12 protein-coding genes are annotated in these 23273 nt (G+C 72.6%); 1 reads left to right on the top strand and 11 read right to left on the bottom strand.

All coding sequences use genetic code 11. From position 1 onward, the window contains the following. Position 1: 1 nt before the first annotated feature. The 11 genes from OO52_RS17550 to OO52_RS17600 form a co-directional block, all read right to left on the bottom strand. Positions 2-1294: an MFS transporter gene (locus OO52_RS17550; protein WP_051818367.1), complete on the bottom strand. Its 1293-nt coding sequence runs from the start codon at positions 1292-1294 to the stop codon at positions 2-4. After that, a complete protein-coding gene (locus tag OO52_RS17555) occupies positions 1291-2523 on the bottom strand; it encodes an ATP-grasp domain-containing protein (protein ID WP_030643973.1) in 1233 nt (410 codons plus the stop codon). Before OO52_RS17555 ends, OO52_RS17550 begins: the two co-directional genes overlap by 4 nt. Next, positions 2520-2732, bottom strand: coding sequence for an MbtH family protein (locus OO52_RS50835; RefSeq protein WP_030643975.1), 213 nt, complete (start codon positions 2730-2732; stop codon positions 2520-2522). The genes OO52_RS17555 and OO52_RS50835 overlap by 4 nt, the downstream gene beginning before the upstream one ends. 55 nt (positions 2733-2787) lie before the next feature. Then, positions 2788-3828, bottom strand: a complete 1041-nt coding sequence (locus OO52_RS17565; protein WP_030643978.1) for an ornithine cyclodeaminase family protein — start codon at positions 3826-3828, stop codon at positions 2788-2790. Continuing rightward, positions 3825-4766, bottom strand: coding sequence for a pyridoxal-phosphate dependent enzyme (locus tag OO52_RS17570; protein ID WP_324608314.1), 942 nt, complete (start codon positions 4764-4766; stop codon positions 3825-3827). The genes OO52_RS17565 and OO52_RS17570 overlap by 4 nt, the downstream gene beginning before the upstream one ends. Before the next feature lie 105 nt (positions 4767-4871). Further along, positions 4872-5813: an ornithine carbamoyltransferase gene (locus tag OO52_RS17575; RefSeq protein ID WP_030643982.1), complete on the bottom strand. Its 942-nt coding sequence runs from the start codon at positions 5811-5813 to the stop codon at positions 4872-4874. Continuing rightward, entirely contained in the window at positions 5810-6373 is a 564-nt protein-coding gene (locus tag OO52_RS46065; protein WP_158712512.1) for a 2OG-Fe(II) oxygenase, read from the bottom strand. The genes OO52_RS17575 and OO52_RS46065 overlap by 4 nt, the downstream gene beginning before the upstream one ends. A 33-nt stretch (positions 6374-6406) precedes the next feature. Continuing rightward, positions 6407-8245, bottom strand: a complete 1839-nt coding sequence (locus OO52_RS46070; RefSeq protein WP_051818372.1) for an aspartyl/asparaginyl beta-hydroxylase domain-containing protein — start codon at positions 8243-8245, stop codon at positions 6407-6409. After that, a complete protein-coding gene (locus OO52_RS17590; RefSeq protein ID WP_030643988.1) occupies positions 8232-12305 on the bottom strand; it encodes a non-ribosomal peptide synthetase in 4074 nt (1357 codons plus the stop codon). The genes OO52_RS46070 and OO52_RS17590 overlap by 14 nt, the downstream gene beginning before the upstream one ends. Continuing rightward, a complete protein-coding gene (locus tag OO52_RS17595) occupies positions 12302-16756 on the bottom strand; it encodes a type I polyketide synthase (RefSeq protein WP_051818374.1) in 4455 nt (1484 codons plus the stop codon). The genes OO52_RS17590 and OO52_RS17595 overlap by 4 nt, the downstream gene beginning before the upstream one ends. Then, positions 16756-21870, bottom strand: a complete 5115-nt coding sequence (locus OO52_RS17600; RefSeq protein ID WP_078877218.1) for a non-ribosomal peptide synthetase — start codon at positions 21868-21870, stop codon at positions 16756-16758. Before OO52_RS17600 ends, OO52_RS17595 begins: the two co-directional genes overlap by 1 nt. Before the next feature lie 376 nt (positions 21871-22246). Here OO52_RS17600 and OO52_RS17605 point away from each other — a divergent pair, with 376 nt between their 5' ends. Then, complete coding sequence (locus tag OO52_RS17605; RefSeq protein ID WP_158712513.1) at positions 22247-23176, top strand: hypothetical protein; 930 nt, start codon at positions 22247-22249, stop codon at positions 23174-23176. The last annotated feature ends 97 nt before the right edge of the window (positions 23177-23273 follow it).

Consider the following 23273-nt stretch of genomic DNA (forward strand, 5'->3'; position numbering starts at 1 on the left):
GTCAACTCCGTTGGTCATCAGGACTCTTCGTCGGGGAAGAAGCGGTGTCGTTCGGACAGTCGTACGTGGGGGTCGGCTTGCGGATGCGAGGGCGGCGGCCGGAGCTGCCCTGGTAGAAGGCGGCCGCGGCGACGGGAAGCGTGCACAGCGCCAGCGCCGTGCGGATCGAGGTGGCGCCCTCGACGAGACCCGCGGTCACGGTGCCGAGCGGCACACAGCCCCACACGAGCATGCGGGCCACCATGTTGACCCGGCTCTGGAACTCGTCGGGGATCAGGGGCTGACGCAGGGCGGCGCCATTGACCATCGTGAACGTGTAACAGGCGTACCAGGGCAGGTAGAGAGCCAGGCCCACGAGGTACCGCGAACTCGCGGCCAGGGCGAGCATCAGGCCCGCGGCGAGCACCGGCGGCGCCACAGTCAGTAGGCGCTCGGGCAGGTTGCGCAGCCCGATGGCCAGCAGGCTTCCGGCCACCGCGCCCGCGGCGCCCGCCGTGTAGAGGAGCCCGATCCGTGAGCTGTCCTCGGGTACGCCGAGCGCACGCACGGCGAAGACCACCACGAGCCCGGACAGCGCTCCGCCGCTGAAGGCGTTGCCCATGCCGACCGTGACCAACGTCCGCAGGCGGCGCTGCCGCCACAGGAAGCGCACGCCGGCCTGGATGTCGTGCGACACCCGCCCCGCGCCGGGGTCCGTGGCGGCACCGGTGCGGCGCGGTGGTGCGAGCGGGTTCCGGATCCGGGCGATCAGCAGGGCCGATGTCAGGAAGCTGAGGGTGTCGACCACGAGCGCGCGCTCCGGCCCCACCGCGGCGATGAGCAAAGCGCCGCCGGCCGCGCCGACGACGGACACGGTCTGGTTGGTCGCCCAGACCAGCCGCGTCGCCTGCACCGCTCCGTCGCGCCCGGCCAGAGCGGGCAATGCCCCGAAGGAGCCCGCGTCGAACCAGACGCCTGCTGTGGAGACGATCGCCATGGCGGCGTACACGACGGGCGCGGCGACGAGGCCGAACGCTCCGCACAGGGGTATCACCGCCATGCCCGCCGCCGCGAGCAGATCGCAGCGGACCATCAGCCGACGCCGGTCCGCCCGGTCGCCGACGGCCCCGGCAAAAGCACCGCACACGAGGTACGGCACTACCTCCAGGACGCCGAGCGCGGCCACAGCGAGAGTCGAACCCGTCTCCCGGAACACCAGGACGGGCAGAGTGACCGTACTGACCGTGGTCCCCAGGACGGACACCGAGCGGGCGCTCCAGAACAGGAGGAAGTCACGGTCCCGGAAGACGGTCACGGGCCCACCGGGATCACGTCGGCTCCGGAAGCGAACTCCTCGCGCAGCCGCAGGATGCGGGCCTCGACCTCCGCCTCGTCCGCACCCTCGACCAGGGCGCGGCCGGCCCTGATGGTCGACCGCGTCCGCCGGTCGGGCATCACATCACCGATGTCGAGGGCCAGTTGCACGGCGGCGACCCCGGGGTACCGGCGCAGGTCCTCGACCGCGGGCAGCCGGGTCACCCGTCCCGGGGGGACCAGCAGTTGGGTCCAGCCCACCGCCGGGGTGGCAGGGTGCCAGTGCTCGGGAGGGGAGAAGGGGATCCCGCAGGCGGTCTCGACGACGGCCCGGTTCAGGTCCACCCCGAAGTGGTGCCGCAGGACGTCGACGATCAGTCCGCCGCCGCCCCGTGCGGCGCACTCCGAGAAAACCAGGCCCTCGGCGGTCTCGAAGGCCTCGAGGTGGAAGACGCCGTCGCGGTGGCCGAGGGCGGACAGGGCGGTCCCGGCCAGCCGGCGGCACCGTGCGTAGTACTCCTGGTGGCGCTCCGGTGCCAGCAGCACCGAGCCGACCGCCGCGCCGTGCCGGATCTCCAGCACATTGCTGAGGTACCGGCTGACGGCGAGCAGCCTGAGCCGTCCGTCCTGCACCACTCCGTCGATGTGCACTTCCCCGCCGTCGACGTACCGTTCGAGCAACCAGGTCTGGGACAGTCCCGGCATGTGACGCAGGACCTGCCCAAGGTGTTCGGCGTCCTGCACACGGACCACCTGCTGGGCCGCGCGAGAGGCCACGGGTTTGAGCACGGCCGGGAAACCGACCCGGGCGAGTTCGCCGGCCGGGGGAAGGGCTCCGGGGCGGATCAGGACGTGCTCGGTGACCGCGAGGCCGGCCTCGCGCACCGCGCGCTTCTGCAGGGACTTGTCCGTGGCCTTCAGCACGGTGTCCAGGGCAGGCCCTCGGGCGCTGAGGAGTTCCGCCAGGACTGATGCGCCGACCAGCGCGTTCTCCGCGTCCGTGAACACGACGTCGTACGGCCCGGCGAGGTCCTCGCGGTGCAGTGCGGCGATGATCTCCTGAAGGTCCGACTGGTCGGGGACGGCCACCCAGGGGAAGACGGGTGCGTCACCAGCGCGCTGCCGCAGCGTGAACTCGTCCAGCACACCCACGAGTTCGACGCCGTGCCGTTCGGCGTGCGCGAGGAACGGCGTGGCGTCGTCGAGCACGAGGGCTCTGATGGGGCTCACGAGGCATTCGCCGCTCGAGCCGCTGCCTCGCGGACGCTGCGCGGGGTGATGTCGGTCCAGACCCGTTCGATGTGGTTCAGGCAGTCCTGGCGGGTGCCGATGGTGCCCTCCCGGTACCAGCCGTCGGGAGGAGGGCTGCCGGCTGCCCAGATCGAGTACTGCTCCTCGTCGTTGACGACCACGTGGAAGACGGTCTCTTCGGTGCTCATGGTTCACCTCGGTTGTTGGTTCGATGGCGTGGCGGGTCGGGTGCAGCGGGGGAGTTCAGCGGGGGAGCCGGATGCCGAGGCCGTCGCGCCAGGCGAGGGCGTACACCTCGGCGGCCAGGGCGACGTCGAGGATGCCCATGCCGAAGGGGTTGCTGAGGACGATCTGGCCGGGATCGCGGCGTCCCGGGCGCAGCCCGAGCAGGACGTCGGACAGCGTCGCGTCCACCCGCCGGCCGAGCGGGCGCGTGGGGTCGTACACCTCTCCGGCGGGGCCGCGCAGCTCTCCCGTGCGGTAGAGGCGGCCGAGCAGCCGCCTGTCGTCCTCGCTGATCAGTTTCCAGTCATCGATGACCACGAGGTCGGCCTCGGCGACGACGTCGGACAGCACGTCGTCGAGGGAGACGTGGGCGATGAGGGCGCCGGGCTCGATCCACTTCATCGGGATGTAGCCCTCGGTTGTCGTCGTGGCCGTCACCACGACGTCCGCTCCGCGCACCGCCGATTCGGCGCTCTCGGCCACCGTGATGTCGATGCCATCCGCGCCCAGCGTTCTCGAGGCTTCCGCGCTCCTGCCCGGGCTGAGGTCATACAGCGCGAATCGCGCGGTGGGCAGGTCGCGTGCGAGCAGCCGGACGTGAGCCAGGCCGAGAGCGCCGCCGCCGATGACGGCGACCGTCCGGGGCGCGGCCACGCCCAGCAGCCGCACGCTCAGCACGGTGTACGCGGCGGTGCGCAGGGCGCTGAGGTGGCCGGCGTCCATGAGTGCGAGCGGATGCGCGGTCTCCCTGTCGAAGAGGAAGGTGAGACCCTGAGCGCGCTCCCGGCCGTGCAGTGGGTTGCCGAGGCTACTGTTGATGACCTTGAGCCCGATCGCCGGGGACTCACCCCATAGCGCCCCGGGCAGAGAGAGGCTTCGGGCGAAGTGGCCGTGCTCGGTCTCCCATGGCAGATAGGCCTCCGCCGGGAGCGTGGTGCGACCCTGTGCATGCAGGAGGAGGGCCTCGCGCACCACAGCCACCGCATCGAGGCGGGACGCGTAGGCGACCACTTCCTCGCGGGTGAGGTACAGCAGTTCGGACGTTGTCCCTGCGGTCATGGCGTGATGCCCTCCAGTTCGTAGCGAAGGCCGCGGCCCCGCGCGTTCACCGTGGCCGCGACGACGTCGGAGTACACCCCGTGGTGCCGCAGCCAGTCGTCGTCGTAGAAGGTGGACCGGTAGTTCTCGCCGCCGTCGGGACTCAGCCCGACTGCCCTGCCTAGGGCACCGCGTCCGGCGCCCAGCGCGTGGACGTACGCGGCGAGGAGGGCCCCCGTGGAGCCCCCGAGGCTCAGACCAGTGTCCTGGGCGAACATCCGGCAGTGTGCGAAGGCCTGCACGTCCCGGACGCGTAGGGCGTGCCCGTCGCTGCCCTCGTGCAGGAACGAGGTGCGGCGCCCGGCGCCGATGCCGGTGAGTAGGTGGGAGTGGACGGCCACCCGGTCGGACAGGGCCGCCGAGCCGACCACGTCCACGGGAAGCGTGCGCACAGCGGGCAGGGCACGCCGCAGCCCCGTGCCCAGTCCGGCGAGAGTGCCCCCTGTGCTCACCGCGGCCAGCACCGTGTCCATGCCACCGGACGTCTGCTCCAGCAGTTCGGGCGCGGTCACATCCTGGTGGACGCCCGGGTTGGCCGGATTGCGGTACTGGTCCGGCCAGCGCAGCTCGGGGTCCGCCTCACGCAGCTCGGCGACCTTGCGCAGTCTGGTCAGCAGATAGCCACCGGACCGGTCCCGCTCCCGCACGGTCACCAGCCGGGCTCCTTCCGCGAGGAGCAGGGCGCGGCTCTGGTCCGGCAGCTTCGGGTCGACCACGGCCGTGAATGTGCAGCCGATCTCGCCGAGCAGCCGGGCCAGGGCAAGCCCCAGATTGCCCGAGGTCGACTCGATCACCTCGGTGCCGGGGACCAGCGGCCGCCGGGTGTGCATGTCGGCCAGCAGGCCCACGGCCGTGCGGTACTTCACGGAGCCGGTCGGGTTGTGCATCTCCAGCTTCAGCCGGACCCCCCCCGGAGGCTCCCGCCAGGTGTACCCGCACCGGCACCAGGGGCGTGTTGGTTCTGGCCCTGCTCAGCGGCAGGGCCACGGAGGCCCTGGTGAGCGTCATGCCGGTGTCCCGGCGAGGCACCAGCGGAGCACGGACATGGCACCGAACAGCTTGTGCCCGGCCTGCTCGAAGGCAATGCTGCGCGGCCCGTCGAGGACGTCGGCCGTGACCTCCTCGCCCCGGTGCGCCGGGAGGTCGTGCATGAAGCGGGCCCCGGGGTGTCTAGCCATGAGGGCGGCGTCCACCTGGAAAGGCCGGAACTTCCGCCGCCAGTCGGGGTCCTCCTTCACCGAGCCGGTGGTCTGCCAACGGGTCGTGTAGACGATATCGATGCCGTTGGGCGTCTCCCGGGGATCGTGGCTCTCCTCGACCACGGAACCGTGGGAGCGCGCGGTGTCCGCCGCGCGTTCCAGTACGCTCGGTTCCAGTCCGTACCCCTCGGGGGTGCGCAGGTGCAGCCGGGTGCGTCGTACGCGTGCCAGGGCCAGGGCGAGCGCGGCCGCGGTGTTGTTGCCCTCGCCCGCGTAGAGCACCCGCGTGCCCTCCAGCCTGCCCAGGTGGGTGAGGATGGTGGACAGGTCGGTGACCGCTTGCGTCGGGTGCTCGTCCGCGGTCATCGCGTTGATCACCGACATCCGGCGCTGGCCGGCGATGTTCCTCAGTTCCCCGGGATCGCCGGCGGTGCGGGCGACGAACCCGTCGAGCATCCGGGACAGGACCCGGCCGGTGTCGCCGATCGTCTCTCCGGTGTTCTCCTGCAGATCGTTCGGTCCGTACGCGATGATCTGCGCTCCGAGCCGCAGAGCGCCGGAAGAGAACGCGGTCCGGGTGCGGGTGGAGGTGCGCCGGAAGTAGACGCCGACCGTGGTGCCGCGCAGGGGGGCCTGCGTGTCCGGTGCACCGCGCGCGTAGTCACGGGACTGTCCGACCAGGACTTGCAGGTCGTCGTCGGAGAGATCCGCGATGGACAGCAGATGTCGGCGACCGGACCGGCTCATCGCCACTCTCCGGGAGTCTTGAACTTGACCGCCAGCGTCAGCCGGGGCTCGTAGCAGTCGCGCAGCGGGATGCCCACCCGGTGGTCGATGGCGCCCTCGAACACCAGCAGCCGGCCCGGCCGGGGTGTCACGGCGAGCACGGCGTCCGCGTCGTCGTCGTAGAAGGTGATCTCCCCTCCCCATTCACGGCGCCAGGTGGCGTTGACGAACAGCAGGGCGGTGACGTCGTCGCGGTCGGAGGCGCAGTCCCGGTGCGGGTAGCCCATGTCCCCGTAGACCACGAGGTTGCAGTGGGCCCGGTAGAGCTGCAGCTCGCGGTCGGGGAACAGGGTGGTGACCCGGGTGGTGGCGAGGTCCGCGACGTCGGTGTCGAGTTCGCCGTCGGGTACGTCGACGTTGAAGGTGCGCGCGTGTGCCGTCTCGGGTCCGTCGGCCTCGTCGCGGCGGTAGGAGGCCTGCTCGAATCGGGCCCCGAGTTCCTTGATCCGGTGCGGTGCGAGGACGTCGTCGAACAGGTACAAGCGACGCCCGGAGACGGTGAGTTCACGGGTTGGTGTCATCGGGACGGGCCCTTTCACTGGATGCGGATGGGTTCAGAAACGGTCGAAGACGCCCGGTCGGCACGCGGGGGCCAGCACAGCGCGGACGGCCTCCAGGGCGTCTCGTTCGGCCTCCGTGACCTCGGGATGCCAGACGTCGAGCAGCAGGATTTCCCGGGGATGCGCACCGTGGTTCCACGCCTCGTGCCGGTAGGCGTCGGAGAAGGCCAGGCACCGGCCCTCCTCCCACCGACGTGTCTGTCCGTCCACCCTGATACCGGAGTCGCTGGGGACGCGCAGCGGCAGATGAACGGTCAGCTTGTAGGTGTTGTCGTCGTGGTGGGCGGCCAACTCGGTGCCGGGAAGGAGTTGAGAGAACATCACGTCACCGGAGAGACCGGGGCCGATGTCCCCCAGCGCCGCCGCCGTCGCGGGGCACCGGTCGGCGATCACGGCCTGGACCTCGCTTTGCGTGTACAGGGTCAGACTGCGCCAGTCGGCACGGCCCCGGTCGGCGAACTTCGCCGACATGTAGGCGCCGTCGACGTAGTTGTCGAGGCCGCCGGCCGGCTCCGCACGGAGCGCGTCGAGTTCCCCCCGAATCTCGCGCCAGGCGGACTCCAGCCTCGCGGCGAGTCCGGCCAGCCCCGGCAGCCGATGCGTGTCCACCCAGGGTGTGGCGGGCAGCCCAGGCAGATGGAACAGCGCGGGGCGCTGCTCCGGGTCCGTGAGGATGCGCGGTCGGCGCCCGACGGCCATGTCGATGCCCGCCGTGACGCGCTCCATGGCTGCCGCGCCCCAGCGCTCCACCATCTTCTCGCCCACGCCGGTCAGTTCGTCTCCGAGAGCCACCCGGACCATGCGCCGCCGCCGGCGGTCTCCCGCGGACTGGCCGAGCACCGGAACCCGGCCCGCCGCCTCGCCGAGCAGCAGGCTGCCGCGCAGCCGGGGCACGCATTCCTCCAGTCCGGTGCCGCGGCCCGCGACCAGGCTGAACCCGGTCGGTCGCCGCACGAGTTCCAGCACCCGGGCCTGCTCGATCGGGGGCAGTTCCCTCAGGCGCGCCTTGAGACGGGGCTGGTCGAAGAAGTCGTCGGGGCGAACGACCGGGAAGCCCTCCTCCTCGACCTGACCGAGGTCGAGGAGCTGGCCCCCGCCCTCGGTGCTGATGCCGTATGCCGCGACCCAGTCGACGGGCAGCGACTCGAAGAGGTCCGGGACGTCGGAGAACCGCACGGGACGCACGATGGGGTTGAGGTAGGCGTCGGCGTCCACGGTCGCCTGGACCGTGTCGGTGTCCCCGCCTCCCTGGGCGGTGGCGCCGTAGCGGGTGCGGGAGAGGGCGAGTCCCAGGGCCCTGACGATGTCCAGCCCGGACTCGTCCACGGCACCTCCCGCGAGGATCCGGACGAGTTCGCGCTCCAGCATCCGGTCGTGTTCCCCGAGGGCGTTGTACAGCCACAGGAAGAGCAGTCCGTCCGGGGCCAGGCGCTCGGTGAGCCAGCGGAGTCCGGCTCGCTGATCGGGCAGATGGTGTAGTACGCCCGAGCAGACGATCAGGTCGTAGGCGTGGGGCAGCTCCAGGTCGGGGAGGGCGCCTTCGACGAACTCGATGTTCGAGGCGCCGTGACGCTGCGCAAGCCCTCGTGCGACCTTGAGGGAGTGGGCGGAGGGGTCCACAGCGGTGAAGCGGGCCTGCGGATACTGCAGCGCCAGGGCCACGAGGCGGTGCCCGGTGCCGCAGCCGGCGTCCAGCACCTGCCATTCGCGCAGGCTCTCGTCCTTGAGCAGCAGCCCGATCCCGTTCGCGATGTCGGGGATCAGATCCGCGTCCGGATCGGGGGAGGGGTAGGGAAAACGCCGGTACAGCTCCAGCGTGTCAACCGGTTGCAAGGTTCGGCTCCACTTCTGGGGTGGTCCTGCTGGACGGTGCGGCGGTCGACAACCGGGCGAGAAGCCCGGCGGCCGCCGTCCGCACGGCGGGTGGGCGGACCATGCCGTGGTGATCGGAGTCGACTGTGTGCACGGTCCATTCGGCGCTCGTGACGGTGCCCCAGTCGGATGGGGTCACCGCGCCGGTGCGCAGGCTCTTCTCGGCGAGCACTGCGTGCAGTGGGGCGCGTATCGGGCCGGGCACCCAGTCGCGCAGCAGCGTGGTCTGGGCGCGGATCAGGCTCAGTTCTCGGACGAAGGCCGCGGTGTCCTGCTCGGCTCGGCTCGGTTCGGCGAGCGATCGCGCGAGGTGCAGGAGCCCCGTGTGTTCGGGCGTGAGCGGCCCGGACAGCCCGGCCAGCCGGTCCTTGACGGAGAGTGCCGTGCTTTCCCCGTGGACGGCCCGCACGGCCAGGGCCGCCAGGTCCGGGTCCGTGAGCGGATTGGCGGTGCTCAGCCCGCAGTCCCACGCCTCGGTGAAGACCACGTCGACGCCCCGCCGCTCGAGTTCGGCGGTCAGGGCCAGCGCGAGGAGCCCGCCCAGCGACCAACCGTAGACGGCGAGCCGACGGGCGGACGTGGTGCGCAGGAGTTCGTCCGCGTAGCGTCCCACGAGGGCGTGCACGTCCCGCGCGTCCTCGTCGGCGCCGGCCGCCGACGGGGAGCGGATTCCCCAGACGGGGTGGCTGTCGGGGATCAGCCGGAGCAGGGGTTCGTAGGCGAAGAGGGTGCCGCCCAAGGGGTGCAGGACGACGAGGGGCAGGCCGTCGCCGCCTTCCGCCAGAGGGACGACGAGCGCGGTGTCCTCGTCCTGTCGGCCCGGCGCGGGCGACTGGCCCGTCGACGGTGGCGGACCGGCCGGGGGCAGGGCCGCGGTCATCCGTGCCAGGGTCCGGGTGCGGAAGACGGTCTGCAACGACAGTCCAGCGCCCATGTGCTCCCGCACCTCCCGGATGAGCCGGGTGGCCAGCAGCGAATGCCCGCCCAGGGCGAAGAAGTCGTCGTCGGGGCGGACGTCGGTGACCCCGAGCAGCCGCTGCCAGATCGCGGCGAGAGCCGGGTGCACGGGTTCGCGCGGATCGGCGTCGACGGCCCCGTCCGGCGGGGCCGCGGCGGTGCGGCGTACCGATTCCGCCAGGGCGGCGTGGTCCAGTTTGCCGTTGGGGGTGCGGGGCAGCGCGTCGACCACGCGCAGTACGGCGGGGATCATCGCCGCCGGCAGCTGCCCGGCCGCGTGGGCCCGGACCGCGGCGAGGTCTGTTCCAGCGCCGTCGGTGACCAGGAACCCGGCGAGTACCGGGCTGCCGTTCTCGGCCGTGACCAGCGCCGCCGCCGCTTCCACGACCCCGGGTGCGGTCCGCAGACTGTCGGCCACCTCGCCCAGTTCGATGCGGTGCCCACGCAGTTTGACCTGTTCGTCGCGGCGCCCGAGGAAGGCCAGGGTGCCGTTCGCCAGGTATCTGGCCCGGTCGCCGGTGGCATACCGCACGTCGCCGCGAGGGCCCGGCCGGAAGCGCTCGGCTGTCGCGGCGGGTCGGCCCCGGTATCCCAGGGCCGACTGGATGCCGGACAGATGGAGTTCGCCGGGGAACCCCGCCGGGACGGGCCGGAGTCGTTCGTCCAGCACCTCGGCGGTGACCCCGCGCAGGGGCCGTCCGATGACGGGCTCGGGGTGGTCGTCGATCCGGCAGCCCGTGGCGTTCACGGTGAACTCGGTGGGGCCGTAGACGTTGTAGGCGCGGACAGGGCTGTCCTTCAGCCGTCTCCACAGCTGCGGGGGGACCGGTTCGCCGCCCAGGACGACGGTGAGCACGGGCTCGGCCGGCCGGTCGAGCAGTCCGGCCTCCACCAGGGATGCCACATGGGTGGGGGTGCCGTCGACGGCGTGGATGCGGTGGTCGGCCAGATACCGCACCAGGGCGTGGGGATCGGTGCGGAGGCTGTCGGGGATCAGATGGACGGGGTGTCCGTCGGCGAGGAGGGAGAGATTCTGCAGCGAGGCGTCGAAGTAGGGCGGGGCGTTGACGGCGACCGGCGCGGCGTCCGGCAGCGTGTGGAACGCCAGTTCCCGCATGGCGTCGGCCAGGGCCGCGAGGCTGCGGTGGCGTACCGCGACCGGTTTGGGAGGGCCGCTAGTTCCCGACGTGAAGATGACGTACGCGATGTCATCACCACCGGGGCCGGCGGGCGTACCCGTGACCCGGTCGGCAGCGGGCGACAGCACATCGCCCTGTATCCGCCGGACACCCGCCAGGGCGGGGTGGCCCTCGGTCCCCGGGTCGACGAGCACCGTACGGATGCCGGCCGCGTCCAGCATGGCCGTGAGGCGTTCGGCGGGCGATGCCGGGTCCAGGGGGACGAAGACCGCGTCGGCTGCCCATATGCCGAAGGCGGCCGAGGCCTGGGCGACGGAGCGCTCCATGCACACGCCGACGGGCTGCTGCCGGCCGACGCCCGCCTTGCCCAGCAGCGCCGCCAGAGCGTCGGTGTGCTCCCGCAGTTCCCGGAACGAGTAGGACGAGGTCCCGCCGTCGGTGGGGCAGGTGAGGGCCGGGCGGTCCGGATGCCTGCGCGCGGCCTCGCGCAGCGCCTCTGGCAGCGGTCGCGCCTCCGCGCCGGGCCCGGTCACCGTTGCGGGCTCCCGCCGCGGGCCGGCCGGGTCGCGGTCGCCGGCGGTGCGGGTCAGCGGAGGATCGGTGAGGGGAAGATCGAGGTACTGGTCGAGCTCCGCCAGCACGGCGGCGAGTGCCTCGCCCAGTCCGCGTGCGGTGTGGGCGTCGTACAGCTCGGTGGAGTATTCGAGGAAACCGGGGGAACCCGGGGACGACGACACATGGAAGGTGAGATCGAACTTCGAAGTGCCCGTATCGAGGGCCAGCGGTTCGACGCGCAGACCGGCGAGGTCCAGTGTCCCGGCGTCATGATGGAGTTCGACGGCCACCTGGAACAGCGGCGCGTGCACCGGTCCAGGTCTGCCGACCGCGGCGACGATCTCGTCGAACTCCGCCTCGGTGTGTGTCATGGCGGCGAGGACGGTTTCGTGGACCACGCGGGCCAGAGCGGCGACGGTGTCGGACGGGCGGGGCCGCAGGCGCAGCGGCACAGTTTTCATCCGGAAGCCGACGCTGTCCTCGTCCCCGGTCTCCGAGCGGGCGTCCACGGTGGTGCCCACCACGATGTCCTCGACACCGCCGAACCGGCCCAGGACGACTCCCACCGCGGTCAGCAGCACGTCGAAGGGCGACACCCCGATGGTCTGCGCCGACTTCCGCACCCGTGCGTACCAGTCGGCGTCGAGCGGCAGGGGCGTCCGCGCCCCGCTCTGCCGGGAGTGGGGCGGGCGGACACGGTCCACTGGCAGCCCCGGTGTCCGGGGGATGTCGTGCAGCGCGTTCCTCCAGTACGCGAGGTCGGCCGCGCGCCGCGCGCTGTCGCCCTCCCCTGTGGGCGGGGTCTGAGCCGCCCGAGGAAGGGGAAGCAGGTCCGGGGTGGCGTAGAGCTGGGCCAGCTCGCCGAAGAGGACCCGCAGTGACGCGCCATCGCACACCAGGTGGTGCAGGACCACCGTGAAGACCCAGCCCTCGTCGTCCCACCGGATCAGCCGCGCCCGGAGCAGCGGTCCTTCTTCCAGATCGAAGGGCTCCCGGGCGGTTTCCCGCGCCGCCTCGAGGGCGAGTCGCCTCGCGTGTGCCGGTCCGTGCGAGCGGAGGTCCACCTCGTCGAACGGTACGGGCGAGTCGGCCGGCAGGGTGACGGCGTACGGCCCCGGGGGCAGCGCCGCGACCACGGTACGCAGCGCGGCGTGACGGTCCCACAGCCGGTCCAGAGCCTGCCGCAGTCTGCTCGGATCCAGCGGGCCGCGCAGGTCGAAGCCCTCCGCCACGTTGTAGACGGGCACGCCCTCGGCCAGTCGGTCGGCCGTCCACAGCCGTCGCAGGGACGCGGGCAGCGGGGGCAGCGTCTCGGCGAGCCGCCCGAGTTGTGCGGCGTCCAACCGGTCGATCCGGTTCCTGAGGCTCATCGTGGTTCGCCTTTCCCACCGGCCGTAGCGGTTTCGATTTCGTCGAGGAGGGTGAAGATGTCGGTTCCCGAGGAGCCGTCGACCGTGGCCGGACCCGCCTCGCCCGCGCCGGCCGGGGCGTACGCGGGCCGCCCGTCGGCCCGTCCCTCCTCGAGCAGCCGGGCCATGCCGTTGACGGTGCGGTTCCTGATGAGGTCGGCCACCGGGACGTCGACGCCGAAGTGCCGGCGCAGGCGTGTACGGATGCGCATCGCCGTCAACGAGGTGCCCCCCATCGCGAAGAGGTCCTCGTCGCCCGCCAGGTCGGGTGTGCCGAGCAGTTCTTGCCAGATCTCCCGCACCAGCGCGGAGGCATCCCGGGGTGCCAGCCGCTCGTCGGGGGCCTCCAGCGTGTCCTGTGCCGCCGCGGGCGGTGCGGTCGGGCAGGCGGACGGCCGCAGGACCCAGGCCGCGAACCTCTCCTGGAAGTCGCCGCGGCTGACCGACACGGCCGGCAGCCCGCAGCGCACGGCCTGCAGGAGTGCCGCGAACGCCTCTTCCCCGCTCAGCGCGTACTGCTCGAGCGAGCTGCGGGCACCGGCCTCCCGCGGGTCCTCGGGGAGACGCCATCCGTCCCAGCCGACGGACAGCCAGCCCCGGCCGCCGTCACCGTCGCCGCGCCGCGCGAACGCGTCGAGGTAGGCGTTCACCGGCGCGTACAGGCCGAGTCCGGGTCCGCCGAGCACTCCGGCGTTCGACGACATCAGCACCCGGAAATCGAGGTCCCGGTCGCCCAGCACCCTGTCCAGCACCCGGGTGCCGTCGAGCTTGGCCGCCGCCTGCTCGGCGAAGCCGCGTGAGAATCCGCGGGCCCTGAGTTCGTCCAGAGCGGCGAAGCCCGAGGGCGCGTTCAAGTCGGCCGCCGCATGGATGACTCCGGTCACGGGTCCGTGCCGGGACTCGGCAGCGGCCAAGGCGGTGGCGAACGCGGGCTCGTCGGTGACGTCCACGGTGAGCAGTTCCACGGTGCCGCCGAGTGCTTCGATGCGGCGGACCGCGGCGATCCGTCGACCGGTCTCGTCGTCGAGGTCGCCGGTGTCCCAGAGCGAACGGTCGGGGAGCCTCCCGCGTTGAGCGAGCAGCAGGGTGGCCCGGCTCTCCCGCGCCAGGCATTCGGCCAGCCACCGGCCGTAGCGTCCGAGCCCGCCCGTGATCAGGTAGACCCCGCCGGGGCGCAGTACGGCCAGCGACCGGGAGTGCGAGGGCTCCTGTCGCCGTTCCATGAACGGCGTCCACAGATGCCTTCCGCGTACCGCGTACTGTCCGTGGAGTTCCGGGTGCGACAGGGCGGCCACCACGGCCGTCCCGGGAGCGTCAGCCGCGGTCACATCGACGCAGCACACCGTCAGCTCGGGGCGTTCGTGGGCTGCGACCGCGACTGCCGCCGGGAGCATCGCCGAAGAGGGATCGATCGTCTCGGTGCCGAGCACGTCGAACATCCGCTCGCCCACGGCGTACAGACGGGCCCGGGCCTCGCCCGTCCCCGCGGCCAGTTCCAGGAAGTCGAGCGCCGTGCCCCCGGCCAGCGGCCGCAGGTCGACGACGGCCGGCGGCGGACCGCCCGGTGCCGCCCGCCGGATCTCCCGGAGGGCGTCCGAGGCCCGGGTGACCGCGCGCGACTCGATGCCCGCGTCGGCGGCGGCGGCGGCGTAGGGCCGTGCCGTTCCGGCGTCCGGTGCCAGCAGGACGACGAGCGCGCCGTCCTGCCGCCGCTGGGCCGGAGCGGACTCCAGCCGGCGCCAGGACCGGCTCCACAGCGCGGGCGCCGTCGCGGTGGTGGCGGCGGTCGGCCCGGGCCGGGCGGGGGCTGGGGACTCCGGTGCGTACGTCGACCTGGCCGGCAGCGCGATCGGGAGCGCGAGGCGTCGTACCCTGCCACCGGGCGCGGCCGTCCAGTCGACCGGGACGCCCCGCTCCCACAGCGTGCCCAGACAGTGGGCGAGGACCACCGTCTCACTGCGCGGATCCCTGCCGGACGGCATGGCCGCGGTCACGGTCCAGCGATCCGCGCTCCGGGGGATGCCCCGGGCGATGGCCTCGAGGCCGCGGCCCGGACCCAGGTCGACCAGTACGGCGCCGTCCCGGGCAGCTGTCCGCAGGCAGTCGTCGAACCGCACGACCTGCCGCAACTGCTGGGCCCAGTAGGCGGGGTCCTGCGCCTCCTCGTCGGTGAGACGGGTGCCGGTCACGTTGGACAGGAGCGGCACCCGCGGCGGGCGGGGTGCCGTCTCGGCGATCGCCTGCGCGTACTCGGCGAGGAAGGGATCGAGCAAGGGGGAGTGCACGGCCCCGGGCACGGCGATGCGGCGGTGATCGACGCCCCGCTCGGCGAGCCGCTCCTCGAACCGGCGCAGGGGTTCCAGCGGCCCGGACACCACACAGTCCTCGTCGCCGTTGCGCACAGCGACCAGCACTCCGGGCGGGGCTTCGCGTTCCACCCACGCGGGTGCGGCCGCCACGTGCAGGGATCCGCCCGCCGGCATGCGCTCGAAGATCCGGCCACGCAGGGCTGCGACGCGCAACGCGTCCTCGGGCTCGAAGACCCCGGCCACCGCCGCTGCGGGCAGTTCGCCGAGGCTGTAGCCCAGGACCGAGTCCGGGGACACGCCGAATGAGCCGAGGGTCTGGGCCATGGCCAGCGACACCGCGACGGTGGCCGGGAAACCGTGGGCCGGCCGGGCGAGGTACTCCTGCTCCGCACCCCACAGCAGCGCGCGCAGCGCGTGGCCCGTCACCCGGCGGACCAGCGGATCGAGTGCGTCAAGCGCGGCACGGAAGGCCGGCAGCGTCGTGTCAAGGTCACGGGCCATGCCCGCGCGGTGGGCCCCGCCCCCCGGGAACATGAAGACGGTGGAGGGATCCCCGGCGCTCGGACGCGGCTCGTGGGGGACGCGCAGGGCGCGCACGGCGTCGACGGTGTCGGTGGCCACGACGACGCGGCGACTGGAGTACGCGGTACGGCCCTCGCGCAGCGTGGCTGCCGCCGCCGCGCCGCTCTCCGTGCCGTCCAGGGTGTCGGCCAGGGCACGCGCGTAGTGGCTCAGCGAGCCGCCGTCGGGCGCGGAGAGCGGCAGGATCAGCGGGCCCGTGCCGGCCGTGGCGGTACGGGCGGGCGCCTGCTCGATGATGACGTGCGCGTTCGTGCCGCCGAGGCCCAGGGAGTGCACGGCCGCGCGCCGCGGACGGTCCTGCGCGGGCCACGGCCGCGTCTGCCGGTGCAGCACGAACGGGCTGTCCGCCAGGCTGAGTTCGGGGTTGGGGCGGGTGAAGGAGGGAAGACCGGGCAGGATGCCGTGCTCGACCGCGAGGCACGCCTTGATGAACCCAGCCACGCCCGCGGCGGCGTCGAGGTGCCCGATGTTCGCCTTCACCGAACCGAGCGAGCAGTAGCCCCGGTCAGCGGTTCGGGTCCGCCAGGCCCGGGTGAGCGCCTTGACCTCGATGGGGTCCCCCAGCGGGGTGCCCGTGCCGTGTCCTTCGAGATAGCCGATCGTGCGTGGGTCGACGCCCGCCACCTCCAAGGCCGCCCGGGCGACGGCCGCCTGACCGCGCAGCCCGGGAGCGGTGAACCCGCTCTTGTCGCCGCCGTCGTTGTTGACCGCTGAGCCGCGGACGACCGCGTGGATGTGGTCTCCGTCCGCGAGGGCCGACGCCAGCGGCTTGAGCACGACGGCGCCGACGCCGTCACCGCTGAAGATGCCGGAGGCCTCCTCGTCGTACGGACGGCAGCGGCCGTCGCGCGAATAGATACCGCCCGCCTCGTGGACGTGACCGCGCCGAAGCGGGTGCCTGACCGCCGAGCCACCGGCCACCGCCGCCTCGCACTCTCCGGCCAGCAGACTCTGCACGGCGAGGTGAACGGCCACCAGAGAGGTCGAGCAGGCGGTGCGCACGGACAGGGCCGGGCCCCGCAGATCGAGTGTGTGCGCGACTCTCGTGGCCAGGAAGTCCTGGCTGTTGCCGAGGTCAAGGGCCAGCTGCTCGAGCCCGTCCCCGCTGTTCCCGCCGACCAGCGGCAGGTAGGTGCCTTCGCTGGCTCCCGCGAAGACGCCCACGTGGCGCGGGCCGGGGCCCGCGAGCAGGCCCGCGGCTTCCAGGGCCTGCCAGGCGCACTCCAGGAACAGGCGGTGCTGGGGATCCGTGCCGCGCGCCGCCTCGGGCGACATGCGGAAGAAATCGGCGGGGAAGTCGTACGGGCCGTCGACAGGTGCCGACACGGGTACGAACCGCGGGTCTGTGACAGTGGGTTCAGGGACACCGCCCGCGATCAGTTCCTCGCGGGAGTGACGCCGGCCCGCTTCGGTACCGGCGCACAGGGCCGCCCAGAAAGCCGGTATGTCGGCAGCTCCCGGAAACCTCCCGGCCATCGCGACGACCGCGACGGCGAGATCGTCCTGTCCATGCTCCTCCACTAGCGCACCCTTCTACGTCGTTTGCCGAGCTGGACCAGGCCGCGGCGGCGTGCGCCCGGTGCTGGTGGGGACGGTGGCTCCTCGGCCGGCCGTGGACCGGCGAGTAGACGCGCCTGGGCGCGCACGGTGGGGTATTCGAAGAGATCGGCGATGGCCAGGCTCACGTCGAACCGTTCGGCCAGCCCCGCGCGCAACCGCGTCACCAGAAGGGAATTGCCCCCGACGTCGAAGAAACTGCGGTCCGGGTCGAGATCACGGACGCCGAGGAGCGACTCCCACACACTCGCCACCTCCTGTTCGGCCTCTCGCTCGGCGGCGGAGAGCGGTACGCGGGGCGTACCGGAACCGGGTCCGCTCACGGCCGGCTCCCGTCCGGGCAGGGTGGCCGCGGCGGCACGGTCCGCCTTGCCGTTCGGCAGCCGGGGCAGGGCGTCGACCAGCAGGTAGCGGGTGGGCAGCATGGCGGACGGCAGCCGTCCGGCCAGTGCTTTCCGCAGCTCTCCCGTGGTCACGGCCGCTCCTGCGGCCATCTCCAGACGGGCCACGAGCCGCGCATGAGGCTGGCCCGGTGCCTCCACCACGACCACCGCGTCCGCCACGCCTGGCTGGGCGAGCAGGGCGGCTTCGATCTCGGCCAGTTCGATCCGGTGGCCATGGAGCTTGATCTGGTGGTCGGTCCGGCCGAGGAATTCCAGCAGCCCGTCGGTCCGCCAGCGCGCCCGGTCCCCGGTCAGGAAGAGGCGGCCGCCGGGCCGGGCTCCGAACGGATCCGGTACGAACCGCCCTGCCGTTCGGCCCGGGTGACCGAGGTATCCGTGGGCCACCCCGGGGCCTCCGACGGCGAGTTCGCCGGCGGTACCGGGGGGCACCGGCCGGCCGGCGCCGTCGAGGACCCGCAGCGAGGCGGAGGCGGCGGGCCGGCCGATGGGCAGCCGGTCCTGCCCCGCCGGCGTTCGCGCGGGGACCGGGTACCAGCTGGCGTCGATGGACGTCTCCGTCGGGCCGTACATGTTCACCAGCCGCGCCTGTGGGAAAGCGGCACGGAACTCCTCGGCCAGCTGCGGCGGGAGTTCCTCGCCGCCGCAGAACACCCGTCGCAGCGAGGACGTCCCACGCAGGGCTGGCTCCGCCAGCAGGGCTTTGAGCAGCGCGGGAACGCATTGGAACGCTGTGATCCGCTCGGCCGCGATCAGCTCGGCGAGGGCGGACACATCACGTACCGGGGCGCCTGCCCGCTCGGGGAAGACGGCCGTGGCACCCGCACCCACGGGGCCGAGCAGTTCCCAGGCGGCGACGTCGAAGCCGGGCGAGGTCTGCACCAGGACCCGGTCGTCGGCGCCGAGCGGGAACTGCTTCTGCATCCAGGCGGCATGCCGCGCGACGCCTCGTCGGGGCACTGGCACCGCCCTCGGGGTGCCGGTCGATCCGGAGGTGAGGATGAGATAGGCGGCCCTGGCTCCGTCGCGGTCCAGGTCCGGGGCCGGTCCCGGCTGCTGCGCGGACGGCGTCGACACATCGACGAGATCCGCCACGGTCACCGTATGGTGCCACCCGAAGGCGTCGGGAGACGCGGCGACGACGAGGTCGGCCCGGACACCGCGTGCCGCCTGGGCGGTGCGGGCCGGTGGCCAGGCGGGGTCCAGGGCGAGCACGGTCGCCGCGCTTTCCAGTGCGGCGAGCCACAGCACCAGCAGATCCGGGCCCTGCGGCAGGTTCAGGCCCACGATGTGACCGGGGCGTACCCCGTGCCGGGCGAGGCCCTGTCGGCAGCGGGTCACCCGGTCCGCGAGGTCACCGTAGGTGAGGCTCTGCCCGCCGACGCGGACGGCCACCCGCTCCGGGGCACGCCGGGTCCAGTACCGGAAGCGGTCCGAAAGGCCGGGGTCCTCGTCCTCGAAGTCGCCCTCGCCCCAGGCCAGAACGGTCGCGCGGGCGGCCGGCGACAGCAGGCTGAGCTCGTCTACGCGCCGTCCGGGCGCGCCGGTGATCTCGTGCAGGGCGCACAGGAACTGCTCGGTCAGCCCTGCGGTGCGCTCGGCGGGGCAGATCCCGGCATGGGCGTGGAGCGCGACCCTCGCCCCGGACGAACCGTGGGCCGTGACCACCAGATCGAGGTCCGTGACCGCCCGGGGGAGCGCGGCGGAGTGCTGCCGTACGACGAGCCCCTGCGCCTCGTAGGTCTCTTCCCGCTCCAGGGACAGCATGGTCCGGGCCGGCCGGCCCACACCATGGAGCCGACGCATGGTGGCCGCGTGTTCGGCGTAGGGACGGCCCCGGTCCTCGACGGCCGCTGCGACCGCCTGGCCGGTGGCGGAGAGCAGTTGGGAGACCGTGTCGTCGGTGGGCAGCCGCAGGCTCACGGGGACGGTGTTGATCAGACAGCCGATCCGGGGCCCGCCACCGGTTCTCAGATCGACCGGGGTGGCCACGCTGAACTCCCGTTCGCCGGCCTGTCGGCCGAGCACCAGCGACCAGGCGGCGAGCAGCACGGCGTAGGGCGTGACGCCCTCGCGGACGGCCGTGGTGTGCACCGACTGCCACAGGGAGTCCGGCAGTTCCTCGGTATGGAGCAGGGCGGGGGCAGCGTCGGCCGGTTCGGGCAGGCCGAAGCGGGCGGGCGGGGGCAGCCGGCGTGCGGGGCCCCGCACGCCGGGCAGCGTCGGCGCGTCCGTCGGGGGGCCGGACGACGGGGCCCGGCCGTACGCGGGGGAGCGGGGAGCGTCCTGTGTCAGCCGACGGAGCAGTTCCGCGGCCAGCACATGTGCGGACTCGCCGTCGAAGACGGTGTGGTGAACGCAGATCAGAGCCTCGTGGGCGGTGGCGCTCCACTCCAGCAGGCGGACCCTGAGGAGCGGGCCGGTCTCCAGGTCGAAGGGTTCGGCGCAGAGCCGTTCGTGCTCCCGGACGACGACGGACTCGCGATCGGCCGGTCCGAGCCCCGGTAGGGAGGCGTCGCTCCATGCGAAGTCGGCCGTGGTGCCGGCTTCCGGCCGGGGGCCGCCGGCCGTCGGCACGAACCGGGTGCGCAGGGCCGACTGGGAGCGGACGACCTCCTCGAACGCTGCCCGCACCTGCCCCGGACGCAGTGGCCCGTGCAGGGCGAGACGCAGGGGAACGTTGTGCACGGTGCTGTCCGGCTGCCGGGTCTGCTCGATCCACAGGGCGAGTTGTTCGGGCGTCAGACCGCGGTTGCCGTCGGCGCTCCCACCGAGGGGGGCCGGGTCCTGGTCCGTGACGCACAGGGCGGCGAGCGCCCTCGGGGTGCGGGCCCGGAACGCGTCCCCCACTCGTACCATCAGGCCGAGTTCGGCGTGCAGCGCCTGGGTGGCGCGCACCACGGCGAGGGAGTGCATGCCCAGGGCGAAGACGTCGTCGTCCGGCCCGAGCGAGGGCAGGGCGAGCAGCCGACCGAGGAGCGCGCTCACGCGGCCGATCAGGTCGGCGTCGGGGGCGGGTTCGGGAGTGGGGGCGGCTTCTGGTATGGGGGCGCCATCAGGTGCAGGTGTGGACTCGGGTGTGGGGCCGGGCTTGGCTGTGGGGCCGGACTCGGGTACCGGCGTGGGGTCGGCCCCGGGCACCTGGAGCCGACTTGCGTCGACCTTGCCGTTCGGCGTGCGGGGCAGTTGCCCCAGGGGGATGATGCGGCCCGGCAGGTGCGTCGGCGGCAGTCGGTCGGCGAGCCATGCGGCCGCCGTGGACGCGGTGACACCGTCCTGCGTGGCGATCCAGGCGACGAGTGTGTCGCCCAGCTCGCCGACCTGTCGTACCTCGCAGTGCGCGTCCCGCACGCCGGGCAGCTCACGCAGCAAGGACGCCGTCGCGGCCGTCTCGACTCGGTGACCGCGTATTTTGCGCTGCCCGTCGGTGCGGCCCAGGACGACGATCAGGCCGTCCTCGTCGGCCACGGCCCGGTCTCCGGTCCGATACGCCCTGCGCCCCGGGACGCCGGAGGCGGGGTCGGGGACAAAGCCGGCCGCGGTGCGGCCGGGATCGTCGAGGTACCCCCACGCGGTGGGAACGCCGCCGACCAGGAGTTCGCCGGGCTGTCCGGCCGGGACGGGGCGCAACGCGTCGTCCACGACACTCAGCCGTGCGCCCGCGAGACCGCGGCCCACGGGGAGAGGGCCGCTGCCCGCCAAGGCGTCGGTCGGCAGCTCGTGCATGGCGACGCCGACGCACGTCTCGGTGGGGCCGTAGTGGTTGAACACCCGGCACAGCGGGCGACGGGCGGCCAGCTCGCGCTGGAGTTCCGCGGTGAACTGCTCACCCCCCACGATGAGATGGCGGCGCGGAAGCCCGTGACGGCCTGTACTCAGGGCCAGTTGGGCCCTGAGCTGGCTCGGTGTGGTCTTCACCAGATCGAGCCGGTGCCGGTCCACATAGGCGGTGAACGCCACGGGGTCGCGGACGACGTCCTCCGCCACCAGATGCAGTTCGGCTCCGCACAACAGTGCCGGAAAGACGGCGGTGTACGACAGGTCCGCTGCCAACGTGGTCACCGCTGCCAGCTTCCGGCCCCGCAACTGTGCCGGTCCACCGAGGAACGCCACGAAGTCCCGGACGTAGCGGGCGTGTGCGTCGACCGGGACGGCCACGTGCTTGGGCGCCCCGGTGGTGCCGGAGGTCGCGAGCACGTACGCGATGTCGCCGTCGGTGTCGAGGACGGTCGTCGGCGCTGCTCCGGGCAGGGTCCCGGCTTCCGGTTGTGCCACAGACAGGACCCTCGCGCGCTCCGGTCCCGTCGGCCCGAAGACGGCTTCCGCCCCCGCCGCACAGATCAGTGCGGGAACGTCGAGCGAATTGATCCGCCGAGTTGCCAGAGTCTTCGGGAGACCGGGTTCCAGAGGGAAAAAAGGAATTCCCGCCCTGAGGCAGGCAAGGAATGCGACGATGGTTTCCGCCCGGCGCTCGGCAAGGACGGCGACCACACGTCCGGGCTGGATCTCGGAAACGAGACGGCGGGCCAGTTCGGCGGAGGATAGCAGAACTTCTTCGGCCGTCCAGACATCGGCCGAAGCGACGATCGCCTGCCGCTTGCCGCGCAGTTGGAGCGCCTCGACAACGGCACGCACGAAGGGGCCGCGAGGACCGGCGTACTCATTGGGGATACTCATCAACTCACCTGTTTCGCAAGGCACTTGCTCGACTCAAGAGATGCCTGACGGCGAGGTCGCCGACGATGGATCATGCTTTCGCCCGTCTCCGGCGCAGTCCAGGGATCGGCGTTGCGAGTGGGCGTCATGGCGAGTGACGGCCGCCGCTGCCGCGATTCTCGGATGCCGAGACGTTCGGGCCGTGCGAGAGCAATACGCATGGAATATGTGCGATTATTCGTCACCGAAGTGTGCCGTACCGAGCCTTCACGGCGTGCTACGTCTTCCGCGTACCGCGCGCACAGTGGACGCACCGCCGACCCCAGGACCGGTCGGTCATTACCCTCTCTCAGGTTCTCTCTCTCGGACTGCCCTCCCCAGGAATGGAAAGACGACGATGCGTCTCGTAGCGGCTGTGCTCGGAAGCGGCCCGGCCGTGTGGAGTTCGGCCGCAGCCCTGGAACAGAGCGGGCTCTTCGACGTCCACAGCACAGTGGATCTCGACGACCACCCGCCACTGGGCCGATCCGAGCTGATTCGGCACCGGGTGCGCCGGATCCTCGAGGCGGACCGGCTCCATCTGGTGCTGCTCTGCGCACCGCACGCGGAGCGCATGATGTTGGGTCGCGCGGCCCTTGAGGCCGGCAAGTCGGTTCTCCTCGACGAGCCACCGCCCCTGTCCGTCGCCGAGTTCGAGGCGCTCACCGCGCTGGCCAGGCGGGGGACGGGCCGGCTCGGCATGCTTCCGGCACCCGGGGTCCTCCTGGAGGAGGGCCCCATCACCGCTCCTTGGTCCCGGAGGGCGACCGGTACGCTCCACGTCTCTCAGTTCAGGCCCGCCGAGGCATACCGTGCGTCCTTCTGGCCTTTCGGCGCCGCCGCCCGAGCGCCCGGTACCGCGGTGCAGCCCGCGAACGCCGGCTCCGTCCGGGCACTGGCCCCGTACCTCGATCTGGCCTGCAGGCTCCTCGGCGCGCCCGTAGCCGCCCTGACCAAGGGGATCGAGCAGGGCAGGATCACCGGGGTGCTGCACTTCGCCTCCGGTGCCCAGCTGGCCCTGGCCGCGACGTCCGACTCCCCCGTGCACCGCGCCGACCTCTCGCTGCTCGACGTACACCGTCGGCTGGTCCTCGACGGCACGCGCCTTCACTACAGCGACGACCGGCATTCCCAGTCGCTCACCCTGTCGTCGGGGCCCGCGCTGCTGCAGGCCGGGCTGGAGGACATGGCCCGGTCCATCACACACGGCTGCGAGCCGGTGCACTGCGCCGTGACATTCGGCCATGGGCTGAGCCGCGCACTGGAGCTTCTCCGTCTCACCCCCTGAGACGACCGGCGGCTCTGGCTTGCTCCCGTCATGGCAGGCCCCCGGCGCACGAGGGCTCTGGACTGGCTGATCATGGCGAACCGATCATTGCCGTACC

The sequence above is a fragment of the Streptomyces flaveolus genome (assembly GCF_000716535.1).
Classification (GTDB): Bacteria; Actinomycetota; Actinomycetes; order Streptomycetales; family Streptomycetaceae; genus Streptomyces; species Streptomyces flaveolus_A.